15 protein-coding genes are annotated in these 15,658 nt (G+C 67.7%); 4 read left to right on the top strand and 11 right to left on the bottom strand.

The genetic code is table 11. From position 1 onward, the window contains the following. Nucleotides 1–25: 25 nt before the first annotated feature. Nucleotides 26–769: a GntR family transcriptional regulator gene (locus tag GII31_RS15210; RefSeq protein WP_213244250.1), complete on the top strand. Its 744-nt coding sequence runs from the start codon at nucleotides 26–28 to the stop codon at nucleotides 767–769. Between the two features lie 42 nt (nucleotides 770–811). Here the strand turns inward: GII31_RS15210 and GII31_RS15215 are convergent, their stop codons facing one another. From GII31_RS15215 to GII31_RS15255, 8 genes are all read right to left on the bottom strand, one after another. Then, complete coding sequence (locus GII31_RS15215) at nucleotides 812–1,321, bottom strand: hypothetical protein (RefSeq protein ID WP_213244251.1); 510 nt, start codon at nucleotides 1,319–1,321, stop codon at nucleotides 812–814. A gap of 16 nt (nucleotides 1,322–1,337) precedes the next feature. Further along, a complete protein-coding gene (locus tag GII31_RS15220) occupies nucleotides 1,338–1,931 on the bottom strand; it encodes a hypothetical protein (protein ID WP_246221895.1) in 594 nt (197 codons plus the stop codon). A gap of 462 nt (nucleotides 1,932–2,393) precedes the next feature. Next, nucleotides 2,394–3,617 (bottom strand): class I SAM-dependent methyltransferase, encoded by a 1,224-nt coding sequence (locus GII31_RS15230; RefSeq protein ID WP_213244252.1) that lies wholly within the window; start codon nucleotides 3,615–3,617, stop codon nucleotides 2,394–2,396. 25 nt (nucleotides 3,618–3,642) lie between these two features. Beyond that, a complete protein-coding gene (locus GII31_RS15235; RefSeq protein WP_213244253.1) occupies nucleotides 3,643–4,632 on the bottom strand; it encodes a class I SAM-dependent methyltransferase in 990 nt (329 codons plus the stop codon). Nucleotides 4,633–4,769: 137 nt separating this feature from the next. Then, on the bottom strand, nucleotides 4,770–5,558 hold the full coding sequence (locus GII31_RS15240) for an enoyl-CoA hydratase-related protein (RefSeq protein ID WP_213244254.1): 789 nt from the start codon (nucleotides 5,556–5,558) through the stop codon (nucleotides 4,770–4,772). 403 nt (nucleotides 5,559–5,961) lie between these two features. Then, the gene (locus tag GII31_RS15245; RefSeq protein ID WP_407649985.1) at nucleotides 5,962–6,753 is read right to left on the bottom strand and encodes an NUDIX hydrolase; all 792 of its coding nucleotides are present in this window, start codon (nucleotides 6,751–6,753) and stop codon (nucleotides 5,962–5,964) included. Between the two features lie 81 nt (nucleotides 6,754–6,834). Further along, nucleotides 6,835–7,680, bottom strand: a complete 846-nt coding sequence (locus GII31_RS15250; protein ID WP_213250508.1) for an NUDIX hydrolase — start codon at nucleotides 7,678–7,680, stop codon at nucleotides 6,835–6,837. A 158-nt stretch (nucleotides 7,681–7,838) separates the two neighbouring features. Continuing rightward, complete coding sequence (locus tag GII31_RS15255; protein ID WP_246222327.1) at nucleotides 7,839–8,663, bottom strand: ABC transporter ATP-binding protein; 825 nt, start codon at nucleotides 8,661–8,663, stop codon at nucleotides 7,839–7,841. A gap of 181 nt (nucleotides 8,664–8,844) precedes the next feature. Here GII31_RS15255 and GII31_RS15260 point away from each other — a divergent pair, with 181 nt between their 5' ends. Beyond that, a complete protein-coding gene (locus GII31_RS15260; protein ID WP_213244257.1) occupies nucleotides 8,845–9,831 on the top strand; it encodes an LLM class flavin-dependent oxidoreductase in 987 nt (328 codons plus the stop codon). 28 nt (nucleotides 9,832–9,859) lie between these two features. Here the strand turns inward: GII31_RS15260 and GII31_RS15265 are convergent, their stop codons facing one another. From GII31_RS15265 to ctaD, 3 genes are all read right to left on the bottom strand, one after another. Next, nucleotides 9,860–10,594: an aminoacyl-tRNA hydrolase gene (locus GII31_RS15265; protein ID WP_246221897.1), complete on the bottom strand. Its 735-nt coding sequence runs from the start codon at nucleotides 10,592–10,594 to the stop codon at nucleotides 9,860–9,862. Between the two features lie 4 nt (nucleotides 10,595–10,598). Beyond that, the gene (gene serB, locus GII31_RS15270; RefSeq protein WP_213244259.1) at nucleotides 10,599–11,834 is read right to left on the bottom strand and encodes a phosphoserine phosphatase SerB; all 1,236 of its coding nucleotides are present in this window, start codon (nucleotides 11,832–11,834) and stop codon (nucleotides 10,599–10,601) included. 89 nt (nucleotides 11,835–11,923) lie between these two features. Then, complete coding sequence (gene ctaD, locus GII31_RS15275; RefSeq protein WP_213244260.1) at nucleotides 11,924–13,681, bottom strand: aa3-type cytochrome oxidase subunit I; 1,758 nt, start codon at nucleotides 13,679–13,681, stop codon at nucleotides 11,924–11,926. Between the two features lie 403 nt (nucleotides 13,682–14,084). Between ctaD and GII31_RS15280 the strand changes: the two genes are divergently transcribed. Continuing rightward, the gene (locus GII31_RS15280) at nucleotides 14,085–15,095 is read left to right on the top strand and encodes an ABC transporter substrate-binding protein (protein WP_322973024.1); all 1,011 of its coding nucleotides are present in this window, start codon (nucleotides 14,085–14,087) and stop codon (nucleotides 15,093–15,095) included. A 93-nt stretch (nucleotides 15,096–15,188) separates the two neighbouring features. Continuing rightward, nucleotides 15,189–15,617, top strand: a complete 429-nt coding sequence (locus GII31_RS15285) for a pyridoxamine 5'-phosphate oxidase family protein (protein WP_213244261.1) — start codon at nucleotides 15,189–15,191, stop codon at nucleotides 15,615–15,617. Nucleotides 15,618–15,658: the final 41 nt, after the last annotated feature.

A 15,658-nucleotide genomic window follows, 5' to 3' on the forward strand; every position in this document is an offset into this window, starting at 1 on the left:
GGCACCGGTGGCAGGATTGTGATCGATGAACGCGCCTGAGCAGTCCGAGCCGGCCTACCGCACGCTGGCGGCCGAATTGCGCGGCCGCATCATGGCCGGCCACTACCCCGACGGTGTGCGCCTGCCCACCGAGGCCGAACTCGCCGCCGAGTTCGGCCTGAGCAGGCAGACCGTGCGCCGGGCGTTCCTCGAGCTCGTCGGTGAAGGCGCCGTCTACCGGATACCGGGTCGGGGCACGTTCGCCAGCGAGAACGCCGGCAGGTATCTTCGTCAGCTCGGGTCGATCGAGGATCTGATGAATCTGTCGGCCGACACCGAGATGCGGGTGGTCGAACCACCGGCCCGGCGCGTGGACGTGTCCGCCGCCGGTCGCCTGCGGCTGGACACCGACGTGGTCTACCGGATCGTCTTCACCCGCTCCCACGACGATGTTCCGTTCGTGCTGACCACGGTGTGGTGGCCTGCTCCGGTAGCCGAACTGATCGTCGGCAGGCCTGAGGTGTCGGCGGGCGCGGTCAGCGAACACACCATGATCGGACTGCTCGAACCGCTTCTGGCCGAACCGATCTCCGAATGTATACAGTCGATCACCGCGGCCACGGCCGAGCGTCGGGTCGCCGAGGTGCTCGGTTGCCCGGTGGGGCATCCGGTGTTGCGGGTGGACCGACTGTACAACAACGCGCGTGGGGTCGGCGTCGAGCTGGCGGTCAGCTACTTCCTCCCCGAGCACTACACGTACCGGGTGACCCTGCGCAGGTCGGGAGCATAGGGCAACTGCCCGGTCAGCCTCGATCCCGTTGCGGCGAGGACCTCACCTCCGGCCCGGAGGAACCGGGCCCCAAAGGAACCGGGCCCCAAAGAATCGGGCAGCGCCGCGTCGGGATCGTTGCCCGGTCGCACCCTTGCCGTCGGTGGTCATGTCGTTCGCATCCGACCGAGCCGGGCAATACATCGACGACGACAACAGGAACGATCTCGTACGTGGGTGGACAGGATGATGGTAGCCGGGCGGTCCGTCCGGTCTGGTGCTCACTATGTAGTGGGTGTTGCCGACCTCTCCACCGACCGACACGCTCACCCGGAGACTGTCGCCGTCGCCGTCGATGGTGATCTTGTCGATCTGTTTCCCCCGCACCAGCAGGTCCTCGAACAGTGCCGTCGCCACCACCGCCACCGGGTCGCATGACTGTTGACACAGGATGGACAGATGCGTGGAGCCCTCGCCCTGGATCGATTGCGACGAGTATGGGAGAAGACGGTCGGCGGGCAAGATACCCAGCGGGCCGGATGGATAAGGCTCTTCGTATGGCTGGTGGACCATCGGATACTCCGGTCGATCAGTTACGGCCACGGTCGTTCGGATACATGTCGCGATGGTTGGCGATCCCGTCGCCGTCGCTGTCCGTCTCCAACCAGATCTCGTTCACGGCCGTATTGTGGCTGTTGTTGATTTCCCACAAGGCGCTCGCACCCGGCTGGTGCTGCGCGGCAAGCTCTTCATACAATCCGTTGTCACCGACAATGTTCGGGGTGATGTAGCCGCCCGGCAGTTCGGAGACCGAGTAGCCACGGCCCGTATCGTTCCAGGTGACCTGTTGGGCGTGCGACGGCTCGCCGCTGACCGAACGGTCGAAGTGTCCGTCGCGATCGGTATCGATGTGTACGACCTCGAAAACACCGTCCTGATTCGAATCGAACGCGGCCACCTCCAGGTATCCGTCGGCGTCGCCGTCCATCCTCACCTGATCGACCACGCCGTCGCCGTTCGTGTCGTACCCGATGATGTCGTCGACTCCGTCACCGTTCGAATCGTAAGCGAACACGTCGAACAGACCGTCACCGTTGGTGTCGAATCGGCGGTAGTCGATGGCCCCATCGTTATCGGTGTCGAATGCGTCGGCCACTCCGTCGCCATCGATATCGTAGTCCATCAGGTCACTCCTCCCAGGTCCTCCACCCGCACCAGCGGTGGAAGCTTGTACGTTCAGTCGTTCGTTCCGGTCAACTCTTCAGAGAGCGGGCAGTCCGACAAAGTTCCCGCGTTCGCGGCGCCCGTATTTGGTGGCCACCCGCTCACACCGACGGGACCACACCCACAGGGAGCGCCGATACCAATAGACCGGCATATCGGCGCGGCCTGATTCTGGGACACGCTCGTCAACGCCGACGAGGCCAGCAACCCGTTCAATCGGCAATGGGGCGCCGGCTACGGTACCGATGCCGCGCCGCTCCTCCGGGTGTTCAATCAGGTTGCGCAACAAAAGAAGTTCGACCCCGACCGAATCGATGCGAACCGACGGGCCCGCGACCGCGAGGACCTCTCGCCCATCGTTGATCTCGCGGCCACGCATCCGGGCACCGGACGCCGTCCGGACAATCAAACGCTGACCCGATCAACGTTCGCCGCGCACCCCGGGTTCGCAGATGAACGCCACACCTTTGCGTCCGATGCGGGTGAGCACCAACGACAGCGGCCGGGTCCCCTTGGGCTTGAGTCGCTTACGCAAGGCATCTGGGTCCACGTCGAGTCCCCGGACCAGGATCTCCAGCGCGCCGCAGTCGAGTGTGTGCAGGGCTTTGCGTAATACCTTGTCCGACACCGTAGTCTGTCCGATGATGCGGAACCCACGGCCGGCCTCCGGAACCGAATCACCGGTCAGGTAGGCGATCTGCGGATCCAACTGCCACAACCCGTGCCGGTGAGCGTAGTGGCGCACCAGTCCGGCGCGCACGATCGCGCCGTCGGGGTCGATGATCCACTCCCCCGGTTCGGCGGACGGGACGTCGTCGTCGGTGTCATCGGTGATCTCGTAGCGCGCGACCGCACCGCCCTCACCGCTACGCAGGACCGTGGCCCGGCGCACCGGCCGCGTACCCGGCCCCGACCAGAGGCAGGTTTCACGTACACCACCGTCGAGGGAGGTGACCTGCGCCTCCCCATCGAATCCGAACTGCTCGCGCAGGTTCTGATGGTCGAGCCCCGGCGCACACTTCACGACCAACGGACGCCCGGCATACACGGTGAACAGCTCGAACAGCGATGGGGTGAGCTGGTCGAGCCGGAACACCCGGCCCGATCCGGTACGCCGAGCCGGGTCGGCGAGCACCACATCGGCCGAGGACGCCCGGGTGAGCGCATCCGCGCGCAACAGCACCGTCGGCGCCGACAGTTCGACGGTCCCGGCGTTATGCGCCGCCATCGCCACGCGCACCGGGTCGATGTCGCTGCCGATGACACCCGCCACACCGAGCCGCGAGGACAGTTCCACAAGTTCGGCCCCTACCGAGCAGGTCACGTCATGGACCACCGCATCGGGATAGCGCCGCACGATCTCCACCGAACGTGCCTGCGCCACCGGCCATGCCGTGGCCTGCTGCACCGCGTCGTCGGTCAACAGCAGATCATCGGCGTGCCGCAGTTTGGTCCGTGCCCTGCGCCGGCAGGTCACCGTCTCGATCAACGCGGCGTCGAACGGCGTGTACCTGCCGCGCAGTTCACCGATGTCGGCGATCATCGACGCCGGACTCAGCGGCAGCGACGAGGCCGCACGCAACGCCGCATGTCCCTGCCCCGACCGCAGAAAGGCGACGTCGTCGGCCGTGAACGAATAGCCCAACGCGCCGCCCCCTATCGATCGGCGATCAGACGTCCGACGGCTCGCCGGGCTTCACACCGGTGACTACGACGTTGTAAAAGTACTTCTGCGGAACGACCTTGCGCAGGACGTTCTCATCGAGCCAGGTCATCCGCTTCCAGCCGCCGAAGGCGAATCCGGCCCAGCCCCAGCCGAGCTTCTCGGCGGGTACGGCGGCCTCGAAGGTACGCACCGGCCAGCCGAGCATGGCGGCGGCCAGCTCTTCGGTGGCAGTCTTGACGTCGGTGGCACCCGCGCTGCGGGCGATGCCGGCCAGCTCGTCCGGATCGAAGGTGTGGATGTCGACCACGGCCTCCAGAGCCGCTGCGCGCGAGGACTCGTCGAGTTCCTCCTGCGGGCGGCGCCACGACTGCAAGGGGCCGATCTTGGTGATGTTGGTGGTGGCCCACCAGGTGGCGCGGCTCATCCAGCGGGCGTAGAAGTCACCGATGGTGGACGGCTCACCGGCGAACACGAACCGGCCGCCGGGCTTGAGCACCCGCAGCACCTCGCGCAACGACAGCTCGACGTCCGGGATGTGATGCAGCACCGCATGCCCGACAACCAGATCGAAGGTGTTGTCGTCGTACGGGATCTTCTCGGCGTCGGCGACGCGGCCGTCGACGTCCAGGCCCAGGTTCTCGGCGTTGCGCAGCGCCACCTTCACCATGCCCGGCGACAGGTCGGTGACCGAACCCTTCTCCGCCACGCCGGACTGCATCAGGTTGAGCAGGAAGAATCCGGTGCCGCAACCCAGTTCCATGGCCCGGCCGTACGGCAACGGAGCATCGTCCGCCCCGATGGCCGCGTCGAAACGCCCACGCGCGTAGTCGATGCAGCGCTCGTCGAAACTGATCGACCACTTCTCGTCGTAGGTCTCGGCTTCCCAGTCGTGGTAGAGCACCTGCGCGAGCTTGGTGTCCTTGAGTGCCGCCTGCACCTGCTCCTCGGTGGCGTGCGGGTTGGGTTCGGGATCGATGGTGGGTTCGGTCGTCATCGTCTCAGCTTTCTTCAGGGGTAGTACAAAGTGTCCAGTCACGTGGCCAAGTGCTGCGGCCCGGACAAGTGCTACGGCCCGGACAAGTTCCATGCCACGGACACGATCGATGGCGCGGACCAGGCCGACGGCGCGAACTAGCGGCCGACGAACGTGGCCTTACCGGGACCGTTCTCGACGAACGAGGCCATGCCGATGGTCCGGTCCTCGGTGGTGAACAGCGTGGCGAACTGCTGTTCCTCGATCTTCAGGCCGGTCGCCAGGTCGGTTTCCACTCCCAGGTCGATGGCGGCCTTGGCCGCGGCCAGCGCCACCGAAGCGGCGCCGACGAACTGGCCGGCCCACGCCAGTGCCGCGCTGTACACGTCATCGGGGGCCACGACCTCGTCGACCAGCCCGATCGCCAATGCCTCCTCGGCACCGACGAAGCGGCCGGTAAAGATCAGATCCTTGGCCTTGGCCGGGCCGATGAGCCGGGCGAGCCGCTGGGTGCCACCGCCACCGGGGATGATGCCGAGCAGGATCTCCGGCACGCCCAGCTTCGCGTTGTCACCGGCGATGCGCCGGTCCGCGCCCAGGGCCACCTCAAGGCCGCCGCCCAGGGCGTAACCGGTGATCGCCGCGACCGTGGGCTTGGGGATGCCCGCGATCGAACCGAGGTCGGCCTGCAGGTCGGCGGTGATCTTCGTTATCTCCGCGTAGCTCAGGTCGTTCATCTCCTTCACGTCGGCGCCCGCGGCCAGCACCTTGGGGCCGCCGTAGACGACGACGGCCTTGATGTCGTCGCGCACCGACGCCTCACGTGCGGCTGCGGCCAACTCGGCCTGTACCTGCCGACTCAGCGCGTTCATCGGCGGTCTGCTCAGCAGGATCGTGCCCACACCGGGGTGGTCCGCGGAGGTTTCGAGGGTGACATACTCGGCCATGGACACCGAGGCTACCGTTCCGGCGCCGTCAAGCAACCCTTGGGTTAGCTCACGCTTGCCTTATCGGATGGCTTACGGGATTTAATTGCGGTCACTCGGCAACTCGCCTGCCATCGGTGACGCCGACCACCACGGTTGGCGAGGTGGGAACACGACCAGCCGATAGCGTTGAGCGCACAGTGGGCGGACGCACCATTGCCCCCTCGAGTCCCGGTCGGAGTACTTTCGACCGGGCCGACCGCGACAACCCGGAAGGACACCGGTCCGACGGGTGAGATCCCCGAATCGCCGATGGAGGTCCCGAATCCCCGCCGAGCCGAGCCACCCGGATCACCGGATCACCGGCTGATCAGGGCACGTCAACCGGCAGATCGGGGCACCGTGACCGACCGGATCCGCGGTGTCACCGACCGGATCGATCATCCCGTGCGTTGAACATGGCGAAATAGTCGGCCGAGCCGTCGAACGTCAGGCCGTACGGGTCCGCGGCGTCGTCCTGGCCCACCACCTCGACCGCCCGTTCGGCGGCAAAGGCGTCGGCGACCGTGCGGTACGAGCTCAGCTCACGCAACCGCGCCCAGGTTGGCGGAAGCAGCGAATGCACGCCTCGTGACCACGCTTCCAGAGCGTCGCCGGGCCGGACCCAGGCCACCGCGGAGGCCTCGGAGGTGGAACCGTCGGCCTCCTGCCCGTCGGGCAGTGCCGCGAGGAAGAAATGCGTACTGTACCGCCTGACCGACACCGGCGGAGTGATCCAATGCGCCAGGGGCGCAAGCCAATCAGCGCGCAGTGTGAGGGCTCTGCGGCGCATGAGGCCGCCGAACGACAACTCCTTTGCCACCAGCGCGTCGCGGTCGGCGGCCACCTCACCGGGCGATGGGACCAGTCCGTCGCCGCCGGTGGCCAGCAGCACCCCGCACTCCTCGAAAGTCTCCCGGACCGCGGCCACCACCAGCATCCGGGCGGCCACCGGATCGGTACCGAACCTGTCGGCCCACCACGACGGCCCCGGCCCGGCCCAATCCACGTCGGTGTCGTCGGCGGCATCGACGCCGCCGCCGGGAAACACGGTCATCCCCGCGGCGAACGCCATCTCGGCGACCCTGCGCAGCAAGAACACCTCGAGCCCCGACACCCCGTCCCGCACCAGAACCACCGTCGCCGCATCACGCGGCGTGGCGATCACCTCCGGCATCGGCGCGGTGCGCTGCCCTGCCTCGACGAGCCACCGGTCGAGGGACTTCTCCTCTGGCATATCGCTCCTGAAACGTCCCGCTCAGCGGAGCGCGTCGGACGGCAACCGGCCGTCGAGCTCGACGAAGTACTCGTCCGAGAACGGGAACCGCAGCCCGGTCATCATCGCCGTGGTCGCCTCCGGCATCACGGTGGTGATCTCACGGGGTGCCGCCATGAGTTCGGCGACGGTGTCGTGACGAGCGAGCTCGCGCAGCTGCGACCAGGTGGGCGGCAGCAGGAAATGTTGCCGATCGGCCCAACGGCGCAGCGCCTCACGCGCCGACAACCAGCCCGCGACCGACACCTCCGAGGTCTCGGCGTCGGCCTGCTGACCCGCGGGCAGGGCCGCGATGAAGAAACGGGTGTCATAGCGTCGCTTCTCAATCACCGGGGCAATCCAATGCGACAGCGGCGCAAGCAGATCCGCACGCAACGTCAATCCCCGGGCGGTCAGGAAGCCGGCCAGCGAAAGGGACTTGTCGACGAGCCGCGCGCGCTCGTCGGCAAGGGTGCCGGGTTCGGGAAATCTGCCGTCGACGTCGGTGGCGATCAGCACGCCGCATTCCTCGAACGTCTCACGGACCGCCGCACATACCAGCGACTGCGCGACCGGTTCGGTGGATCCGAAGGTCCGCGCCCACCACTGGGCATCCGGGCCGCTCCAGGCGATATCGGCCTCTGCGTCACGCTCGTCGACACCGCCACCGGGAAATACCGTCATCCCACCGGCGAACGCCATCGTCTTGACGCGCCGTTGCAGAAACACCTCCACGCCGTCGGTGCCGTCGCGGACCAGCAGCACCGTGGCCGCATCACGCGGTACCGACGGCTGTGCCGGAACGGCCGCCCCGGTGTCCGGGTCGACCCCGGACCCCGACCTATCCATCACCGACCTATCCATCGCCGACCTATCCACCCGTGACTGATCTGCCATGGCCGCACCTCCTGCACTCGTCGGCCCACCGTCGGGGACCGCGCTGTCTCGACCCTAGCGGGCCGACCGATCGCACGATCGGCGGAGGTCGGCGAGTACCCGTCCCGGTGTCAGGCCCGGCGGTGTCCCCCGGCCCTGCGGCTACGCCGCGCGAAGAACCGGCCCCCCGACTTCGAGAGCATGATCTGCTGGCGGAACGCGGTGGACAGATTGGCGCTGGTGAGTACCTCCGGCAACAGTCCCTGCGCGATCACCCCGCCCTCCGAGAGCAGCAAGGCGTGGGTGAAGCCCGCCGGGATCTCCTCGACGTGGTGGGTGATCAACGCGATCGCCGGGGCGTCGGGGTCCTGTGCCAGATCCGAGAGCCGGGCCACCAGTTCCTCCCGCCCGCCCAGGTCGAGCCCTGCGGCCGGTTCGTCGAGCAACAGCAGTTCGGGGTCGGTCATCAACGCGCGCGAGATGATCACCCGCTTGCGTTCCCCCTCCGACAGGGTGCCGAACGCACGGTCGGCCAGATGCTCGGCACCCATCGATTCGAGTGACTCCACCGCCTGCGACCGATCGACATCGTCGTACTGTTCCTTCCACCGCCCGAGCACTGCGTAGCCGGCGGACACCACCACGTCGCTGACCACCTCGTCGTCGGGCACCCGATCCACCAGTGCGGGACTGGACACCCCGATCCGGGTGCTCAACTCGCGCAGTTCGACGCGGCCGAGTTGCTCATTGAGGACGAACGCGGCACCGGTCGTCGGGTACAGCTCGCCCGCGGCAAGGCGCATCAGAGTGGTCTTACCGGCGCCGTTGGGACCGATGATCACCCAGCGCTCGTCGAGTTCGACCTGCCAGGACACCGGCCCGAGAAGTGTTTTCCCGTCACGGACCACCGACACATCACGAAAATCGATGAGCAGATCAGGATCGGATTCGAGCACGGAGTCTGATTCGAGCACGGAGTCTGATTCGGCGGCGGCACTCTGCGGCGATGTCACGGTGTCCATCTTGCATCACCGCCCCGCCACACGTGCCTCGCCACGTGCAAAACCGCCACGTCCACAACACGGTGCACAATCTGCCCGCCGGAATACCCGGGCGCCCGAATCCCTTGACTTCCATATGTCCGTTGATCTTTCGATTCTCGATCTTGCACAGGTAGGCCGTTCGGAAACCGTCGCGGCCAGTTTCGCCGCGAGCGTCGACCTGGCCCGAGGCGCCGAACAATGGGGCTACAAGCGCATCTGGTACGCCGAACACCACAACATGTCCACCATCGCCTCCTCGGCCCCGGCGGTCCTCATCGCACATGTGGCCGCCCACACCAGCAGCATCCGGCTCGGCGCCGGCGGCGTGATGCTGCCCAACCACGCACCGCTCACCGTCGCCGAACAGTTCGGGACACTGGCCGAACTGCATCCGGGGCGTATCGACCTGGGCCTGGGCCGGGCTCCCGGCAGCGACCAGAAGACGTTCACCGCGCTGCGCCGCACCATCGCCGACGCCGAACGCTTCCCGCAGGACGTTCTGGAGTTGCAGGGATACCTGACCGGGCAGTCCCACGTCGAAGGCGTCACCGCCACCCCCGGTGCGGGCACCGACGTGCCACTCTACATCCTGGGTTCGTCGTTGTTCGGCGCCCAGGTGGCCGCCGCGCTCGGGCTCCCCTACGCTTTCGCCTCACACTTCGCACCGCAGGCCCTCACCGAGGCCGTCGCCCTGTACCGGCGTGAGTTCCGCCCGTCTGCCGTACTCGCGCAACCATATGTGATCGCCGGTGTCGGGGTGATCGCCGACGAGGACGCCGATCGCGCCGCGGCCCAGCTGCGGGCGGCCAAACGGGCCCGCATCAACGTCCTGTTCGCACGCGACCGGCAGTTCACCGACGAGGAGTGCGACGCGATCCTGACGATGCCGCAGGGACGCCAGATCGAACAGATGATGACCTACTGCGGCGTCGGCACCCCAGCGCAGGTGCGCGAATACCTCGACTGGTTCACCGGACACGCCGACGCCGACGAGTTGATCCTCGCCTCGTTCGCCCCCGACCGTGAGGTGTGGCGCAACACCTTCGCCCACCTGGCCCCCGTTCCGGCACCAGTCGGCTGAACCCCCGCCGTGGCGGCAGGGCGACGGGTCAGCCGATGTCGGCGATCACGGTGACCGAGCCGGGCGCGATCTCGGTGAACCCGGCATCGCGCACCGCCACCGCCGTGCCCCGCGCGTCCGCCTCCAGCAGTGCGTGCCAGCGTCCGGTGGCCGCCTGACGCACCATCAGCGGGCAGCCGTCGTCGTGCCATCGCGTGGCGTCCCCGGCGGACATCAGGCGCACCGCCAGCATCGCGGCATGCCCCACCTGGGCGGCACACTTGCCGACGGTCATGTTCAGGTCCGGACCGAGCCACAGGACCACGCCGGGGCCGGGTGCCGTCTGCAGCTCACCGGGTACGTCGGTGCCGCCGATCTGCAGTTTGCCGATCCTCCGGTCGATGTCCCCGACCCGGCCGGGAACGTAGGCCCGGGCACCGGCATCGCCTTCGGTGGCGGTGACGCCCCACACCTGCTGGGCCGCCTCCCACTGCGCGCCCCGCGCCCGGCGGGCGATCTTGCGGATCCGGGCATCACACCAGGCGTCCATCGGCGCCGCCCACGGACCCTCGCCCTCGGTCCGTTCGTCCAGGCACAGCAGGGCCACCGCGCGGGCCGCGGCGGTCAGCAGATCGGTACGGTCCGGCGGCGAGGTCTTCTCGATGCGCAGCACCATCTGCATCGCCAGTACGTCGGCGGGATCGGGCGGGTCCTCGTGCCCGCCGACGTAGCGGGTCAGCCGCCGGTACGCCTCGATACCCACGTGCTGCTCGTCCGGGTTCACGAGACTAGTCCAGCGGGACGCGGCGCAGCACCCCGTCTGCGGCGTCGGCGGCCTCGATCTCGTCTCGGGTGATGCCCAGGATGAACAGCACCGCATCCAGGAACGGGTGACTGAGCGCGGCGTCGGCCACCTCACGCAACGCCGGCTTCGCGTTGAACGCGATTCCCTGCCCCGCGACGCTGAGCATGTCGATGTCGTTGGCGCCGTCGCCGACGGCCACGGTCTGCGCCATCGGGATACCGACCTGCTCGGCGAATGCCCGCAGGGCGCGCGCCTTGCCCGGACGGTCGACGATCTCGCCGACCACCTTTCCGGTGAGTGTGCCGTCGGGGCCGATCTCCAGCGTGTTGGCCCGGACGAAGTCGAGTTCGAGTTCGGCCGCGAGAGGGTCGATCACCTGGCGGAAGCCGCCCGACACCACACCGCAGTGATACCCGAGGCGGTGCAGGGTCCGGATCGTGGTGCGGGCGCCCGGCGTCAGCTCGAGCGAAGCGGCGACCTCGTCGATGACCGATGCGTCGAGACCGGCCAGGGCGGCCACCCGCTGGTGCAGCGACTGCGCGAAATCGAGTTCGCCGCGCATCGCCGACTCGGTGACCGCGGCGACCTCGGCCTCACGGCCCGCCTTGGCGGCCAGCATCTCGATCACCTCGCCCTGGATCAGGGTGGAGTCGACATCGAACACGATCAGCCGTTTGGCCCGCCGGGCCAGGCCGCCGCGTTCGACGGCGATGTCGACCTCGTGTCCGGCGGCGACCTCCGCGAGTGCCTTGCGCAGTACCGCGTCGGCGGCGACATCGTCGCGGCCGGCCACACTCACCATCAGTTCCAGACCCGTGAGCGGGTAGTCGGCGATCCCGCGGATCGAATCGATGTTGCCGCCCTGGGCCGCCAGCGCCGCGGCGACCGCCCGGAACGCTCGCGCGGTGACCGGGCTGCCCAGGAGCACCACCGCATGTGTGGACGGGCTCCGGCTGCCCGAGTTGACGCCGACATCGACGTGCACGTCGATGCCGACCGAGTCCATGGCCTGCTCGACCACCTCCTGAACGTCCTGCGGGTCACCGGTGCTCGCCACGAGGACCCCGAGCGTCAGCCGTCCGCGGATGACGACCTGCTCGACGTCGAGAAGACTCACCCGCTGACCTGCCAGTGCTCCCATCAGGGTCGAGGTCACACCGGGCTTGTCGGGCCCGGTGACCGTGATCAGAACTGTTGTCTCCTCGGAGGAATTGGCCACGAGTCCAAATCGTAGAGGGCGCGATCGCCGCAACGCCAAACGGCCCTCGCTGAGCGAGGGCCGTTCCGCGTGCTGTATTCGATCCGGTGTCAGTGCGATCCGCCGGGCAGCGAACCGCCGCCCGAACCCGCGCCGACCGATTCCTTGGCGTTGCCGTGGCCGGGACCCACGTGCGCCTCGGCCTTGAGCCGCTCGATCATGTGCGGGTAATGCAGCTCGAACGCGGGGCGCTCGGACCGGATGCGGGGCAGTTCCGTGAAGTTGTGCCGCGGCGGCGGGCAGCTCGTGGCCCATTCGAGCGAGTTGCCGAAGCCCCACGGATCATCGACGGTCACGACCTCGCCGTAGCGGTAGCTGCGGAAGACGTTCCACAGGAACGGCAGCGTCGACAGGCCGAGGATGAACGCACCGACGGTCGAGATGATGTTGAGTTCGGTGAATCCGTCCGACGGCAGGTAGTCGGCGTAGCGACGGGGCATGCCCTCGTTGCCGAGCCAGTGCTGGACCAGGAACGTGGTGTGGAAGCCGATGAAGGTCAGCCAGAAGTGCCAGCGGGCCAGGCCTTCGTCGAGCATCCGGCCGGTCATCTTGGGGAACCAGAAGTAGACGCCGGCGTAGGTGGCGAACACGATGGTGCCGAAGAGCACGTAGTGGAAGTGCGCGACCACGAAGTAGGAGTCGGACAGGTGGAAGTCCAGCGGCGGGCTGGCGAGCAGCACACCGGTCAGACCACCGAACAGGAACGTGACGATAAAGCCCACCGAGAAGAGCATCGGTGACTCGAAGGTCATGTTTCCCTTCCACATGGTGCCGATCCAGTTGAAGAACTTCACACCGGTCGGGACCGCGATCAGGAAGGTCATGAAGGAGAAGAACGGCAGCAGGACCGCACCGGTGACGTACATGTGGTGCGCCCACACGGCCACCGACAGCGCGGCGATACCCAGGGTCGCGTACACCAGGCCTGAGTAGCCGAACAGCGGTTTGCGGGCGAACACCGGGAAGACCTCGGACACGATGCCGAAGAACGGCAGGGCGATGACGTACACCTCGGGGTGGCCGAAGAACCAGAACAGGTGCTGCCACAGGATGACGCCGCCGTTGGCCGGGTCGTAGAGGTGTGCGCCGAACTGGCGGTCGACCTCGAGGCCGAGCAGGGCCGCGGTGAGCAGCGGGAACACCAGCAGGATCAGCACGCTGGTGACCAGGATGTTCCAGGTGAAGATCGGCATCCGGAACATCGTCATACCCGGGGCGCGCAGGCACACCACAGTCGTGATCATGTTGACCGCACCGAGGATGGTACCCAGACCACCGACGCCCAGACCCATGATCCACAGGTCGGCGCCGACACCCGGCGAATGCACCGCGTCGGTCAGCGGAGTGTAGGCGGTCCAGCCGAAGTCGGCGGCACCACCGGGGGTCAGGAAGCCGCCGAGGGCCACGAGCGCACCGAACAGGAAGAGCCAGAAGCCCATCGCGTTCAGACGCGGGAACGCGACGTCGGGCGAGCCGATCTGCAGCGGCAGCACGAAGTTCGCGAAACCGATGACGATGGGCGTCGCGTACAGCAGCAGCATGACGGTGCCGTGCATGGTGAACAGCTGGTTGAACTGTTCCGTCGACAGGAATTGCATACCCGGATGCGCGAGTTCGCCGCGCATCAGCAGAGCCATCAGACCACCCACGAGGAAGAACGCGAAGCAGGTGGTGATGTACATCATTCCGATCAGCTTGTGATCGGTCGTGGTGATGAGCTTGTAGAAGAACGAGCCCTTGGGCTGATAGCGCTCCGGGAACGGACGCACTGGTGCCACTTGCGTGGCGGGCTGGTCTACCGCAGTCACAGATCCTCCTCTAGCGCGACCTTTGTGTCGTGGGCGACGGACAATCCGCCCCTGGGTCGGCACATGGCAGTGCCGAGCGCTTGTAGTGATCCTAAACCCTCCGGACCGCCCTGACAGAGCGGGTCCTACGAACTGTCGTACTTGATCCGGTGCCGCACGCATATATGCAGGTCAGAATGCCTTCAGGAGGGTCGGACCGCGTGCGCGGCGCGGCGCGCCGCGACCGGGCGATGCCGGCCGGATCGGTCCCCGGGGCCGCCGAGCGAGGCCCGTGCCGGTCGCCGCGAGCCGGTTGCCGGTTTCCGAGACCGCCCACTACGTTGGGCGGGTGCGATGCCGCCCCGGAACCAGCAACTCCCGCCTCCGACCGACCCGCTCACGACCCGCCCTGTCCACTCGGGCGGTGACCGGAGTGGCGGCGCTGACCGCGGCGATGCTGCTGGTGAGCGCCTGTGGTGGCGACGACCAGACCTTGACCACCCCGGACGGCTCACTCATCTCCACCCCGACCACACGACTGGCCGAGGTCAACATCGTCGGCGCCGACCGCGACTACGCCAAGACCTGCTTCGCCCCGACCGCCCCCGATCCTGGCAAGCAGGACGTGAACCGGATCGTCGTCACCGATCCGCTGCTGCTCGACGACCTGTGTGCGCTCGGCGTCGGCGCCAAGGTCACCGGGATCACCGTGGCCGACGGCGACGTGCCGCGCTACCTCGGCCCGCAGCTGGCCTCGGTGCCCACGATCGGAGAGTCGCCCGACGCGGCCGCGGTCGGCACCGCGGACCCCGACATCGTGCTGACCACACCGGACACGTCCGCACGCGCGGCGGGATTCGCCGGGACCCGCGTTGTGACCGTCGACCCCACCGCCGATCCGGCCGCGAACTGGGCCGATCGCTACCTGTCGGTGGCCTCGGCGCTGAACCGGACGACGGCGGCCACCGACCTGCTCGCCCGATTCACCCGGGAGGCCACCAGGACCGGCACACGCAAAGATGCCGTGCACACCGAGGTGTCCCTGGTGCGGTTCGCCGCCGATGGGCAGACCATGGAGGGTACCGACTCGTTCGCCGCGCAGGTGCTGGCCGCGATCGGGGTACAGCGGCCGGTTTCCCAGCGCCGGCCGGGCAGCACCGGGCTGACCGACGACAACCTCACAGACGCGGATGCCGATCTCATCTACGTGAGCTACCGGGACGCGGGCGACGTGACCGGCCCGGATGTGAAGGGCAGCACCGCCTTCGGACACGCCCGTTCGATTCTGGAGAGCGACCGCTGGCTCGACATGGGCGCACCCACGTGGAAGCGGGTCCTGGCCGTCGACGACACGGTCTGGTACTCGACGTCGGGGCTGGCCGCGGCGTGGCTCGTGCTCAACGACGTGAAGGGGTCCTTGGACTCGGCGTCGTGATCGCCGACCGATCACCGGGCCCTCGTCGGACCGTTACGGGAATGCCTACCGAAAGCTTTTCAATATCGGGCCGGGGTCGCTACCATCGAACCCATGATCCACACACTGCCCGACGAGTACCGGGATCTGCTTGAGCGGCCGCTCATCGGGATCCTCGCGACCGTCTCCCCCGACGGCCGCCCCAGCCAACAGCCGATGCGGTTCACCTGGGACGGCGCCCACCTGCGGATGAGCCAGACCATCCCGCGGCGCAAGTTCGTGCCGCTACAGGCCAACCCCAACTATTCGTTCATCATCACCGACCCCGACATCCCGGAACGCGTGCTGGAGATCACCGGCTGGCTGGTCACCGTCGGCGGAGATCCCGACGGCGACTTCTACCGCCAACTCGGTCGCCATTACGGCAACCCCGACGAGCCGGTTCCCGCCGATGTCGACGATCGGGTGGTGCTGATCCTCGACGCACAACACTTCATCCCCAGGACCGCACCGCAGGCTCCCTCTGCGGCCCACGCGGGCTGAGCGCCGACCTGATGTCACCGGTGGCCGATAAAGTGTTCGAT

Origin of the sequence: Gordonia pseudamarae (assembly GCF_025273675.1) — a bacterium.
Lineage (GTDB): Bacteria > Actinomycetota > Actinomycetes > Mycobacteriales > Mycobacteriaceae > Gordonia > Gordonia pseudamarae.

What these genes read in the sequence shown, in the direction of transcription:
- GII31_RS15210 (WP_213244250.1), top strand. Translation starts at nt 26, where the DNA reads ATGAACGCGCCTGAGCAGTCCGAGCCGGCCTACCGCACGCTGGCGGCC.
- GII31_RS15215 (WP_213244251.1), bottom strand. Translation starts at nt 1,321, where the DNA reads ATGGTCCACCAGCCATACGAAGAGCCTTATCCATCCGGCCCGCTGGGT.
- GII31_RS15220 (WP_246221895.1), bottom strand. Translation starts at nt 1,931, where the DNA reads ATGGACTACGATATCGATGGCGACGGAGTGGCCGACGCATTCGACACC.
- GII31_RS15235 (WP_213244253.1), bottom strand. Translation starts at nt 4,632, where the DNA reads ATGACGACCGAACCCACCATCGATCCCGAACCCAACCCGCACGCCACC.
- GII31_RS15240 (WP_213244254.1), bottom strand. Translation starts at nt 5,558, where the DNA reads ATGGCCGAGTATGTCACCCTCGAAACCTCCGCGGACCACCCCGGTGTG.
- GII31_RS15245 (WP_407649985.1), bottom strand. Translation starts at nt 6,753, where the DNA reads ATGCCGGAGGTGATCGCCACGCCGCGTGATGCGGCGACGGTGGTTCTG.
- GII31_RS15250 (WP_213250508.1), bottom strand. Translation starts at nt 7,680, where the DNA reads ATGGATAGGTCGGGGTCCGGGGTCGACCCGGACACCGGGGCGGCCGTT.
- GII31_RS15260 (WP_213244257.1), top strand. Translation starts at nt 8,845, where the DNA reads ATGTCCGTTGATCTTTCGATTCTCGATCTTGCACAGGTAGGCCGTTCG.
- GII31_RS15285 (WP_213244261.1), top strand. Translation starts at nt 15,189, where the DNA reads ATGATCCACACACTGCCCGACGAGTACCGGGATCTGCTTGAGCGGCCG.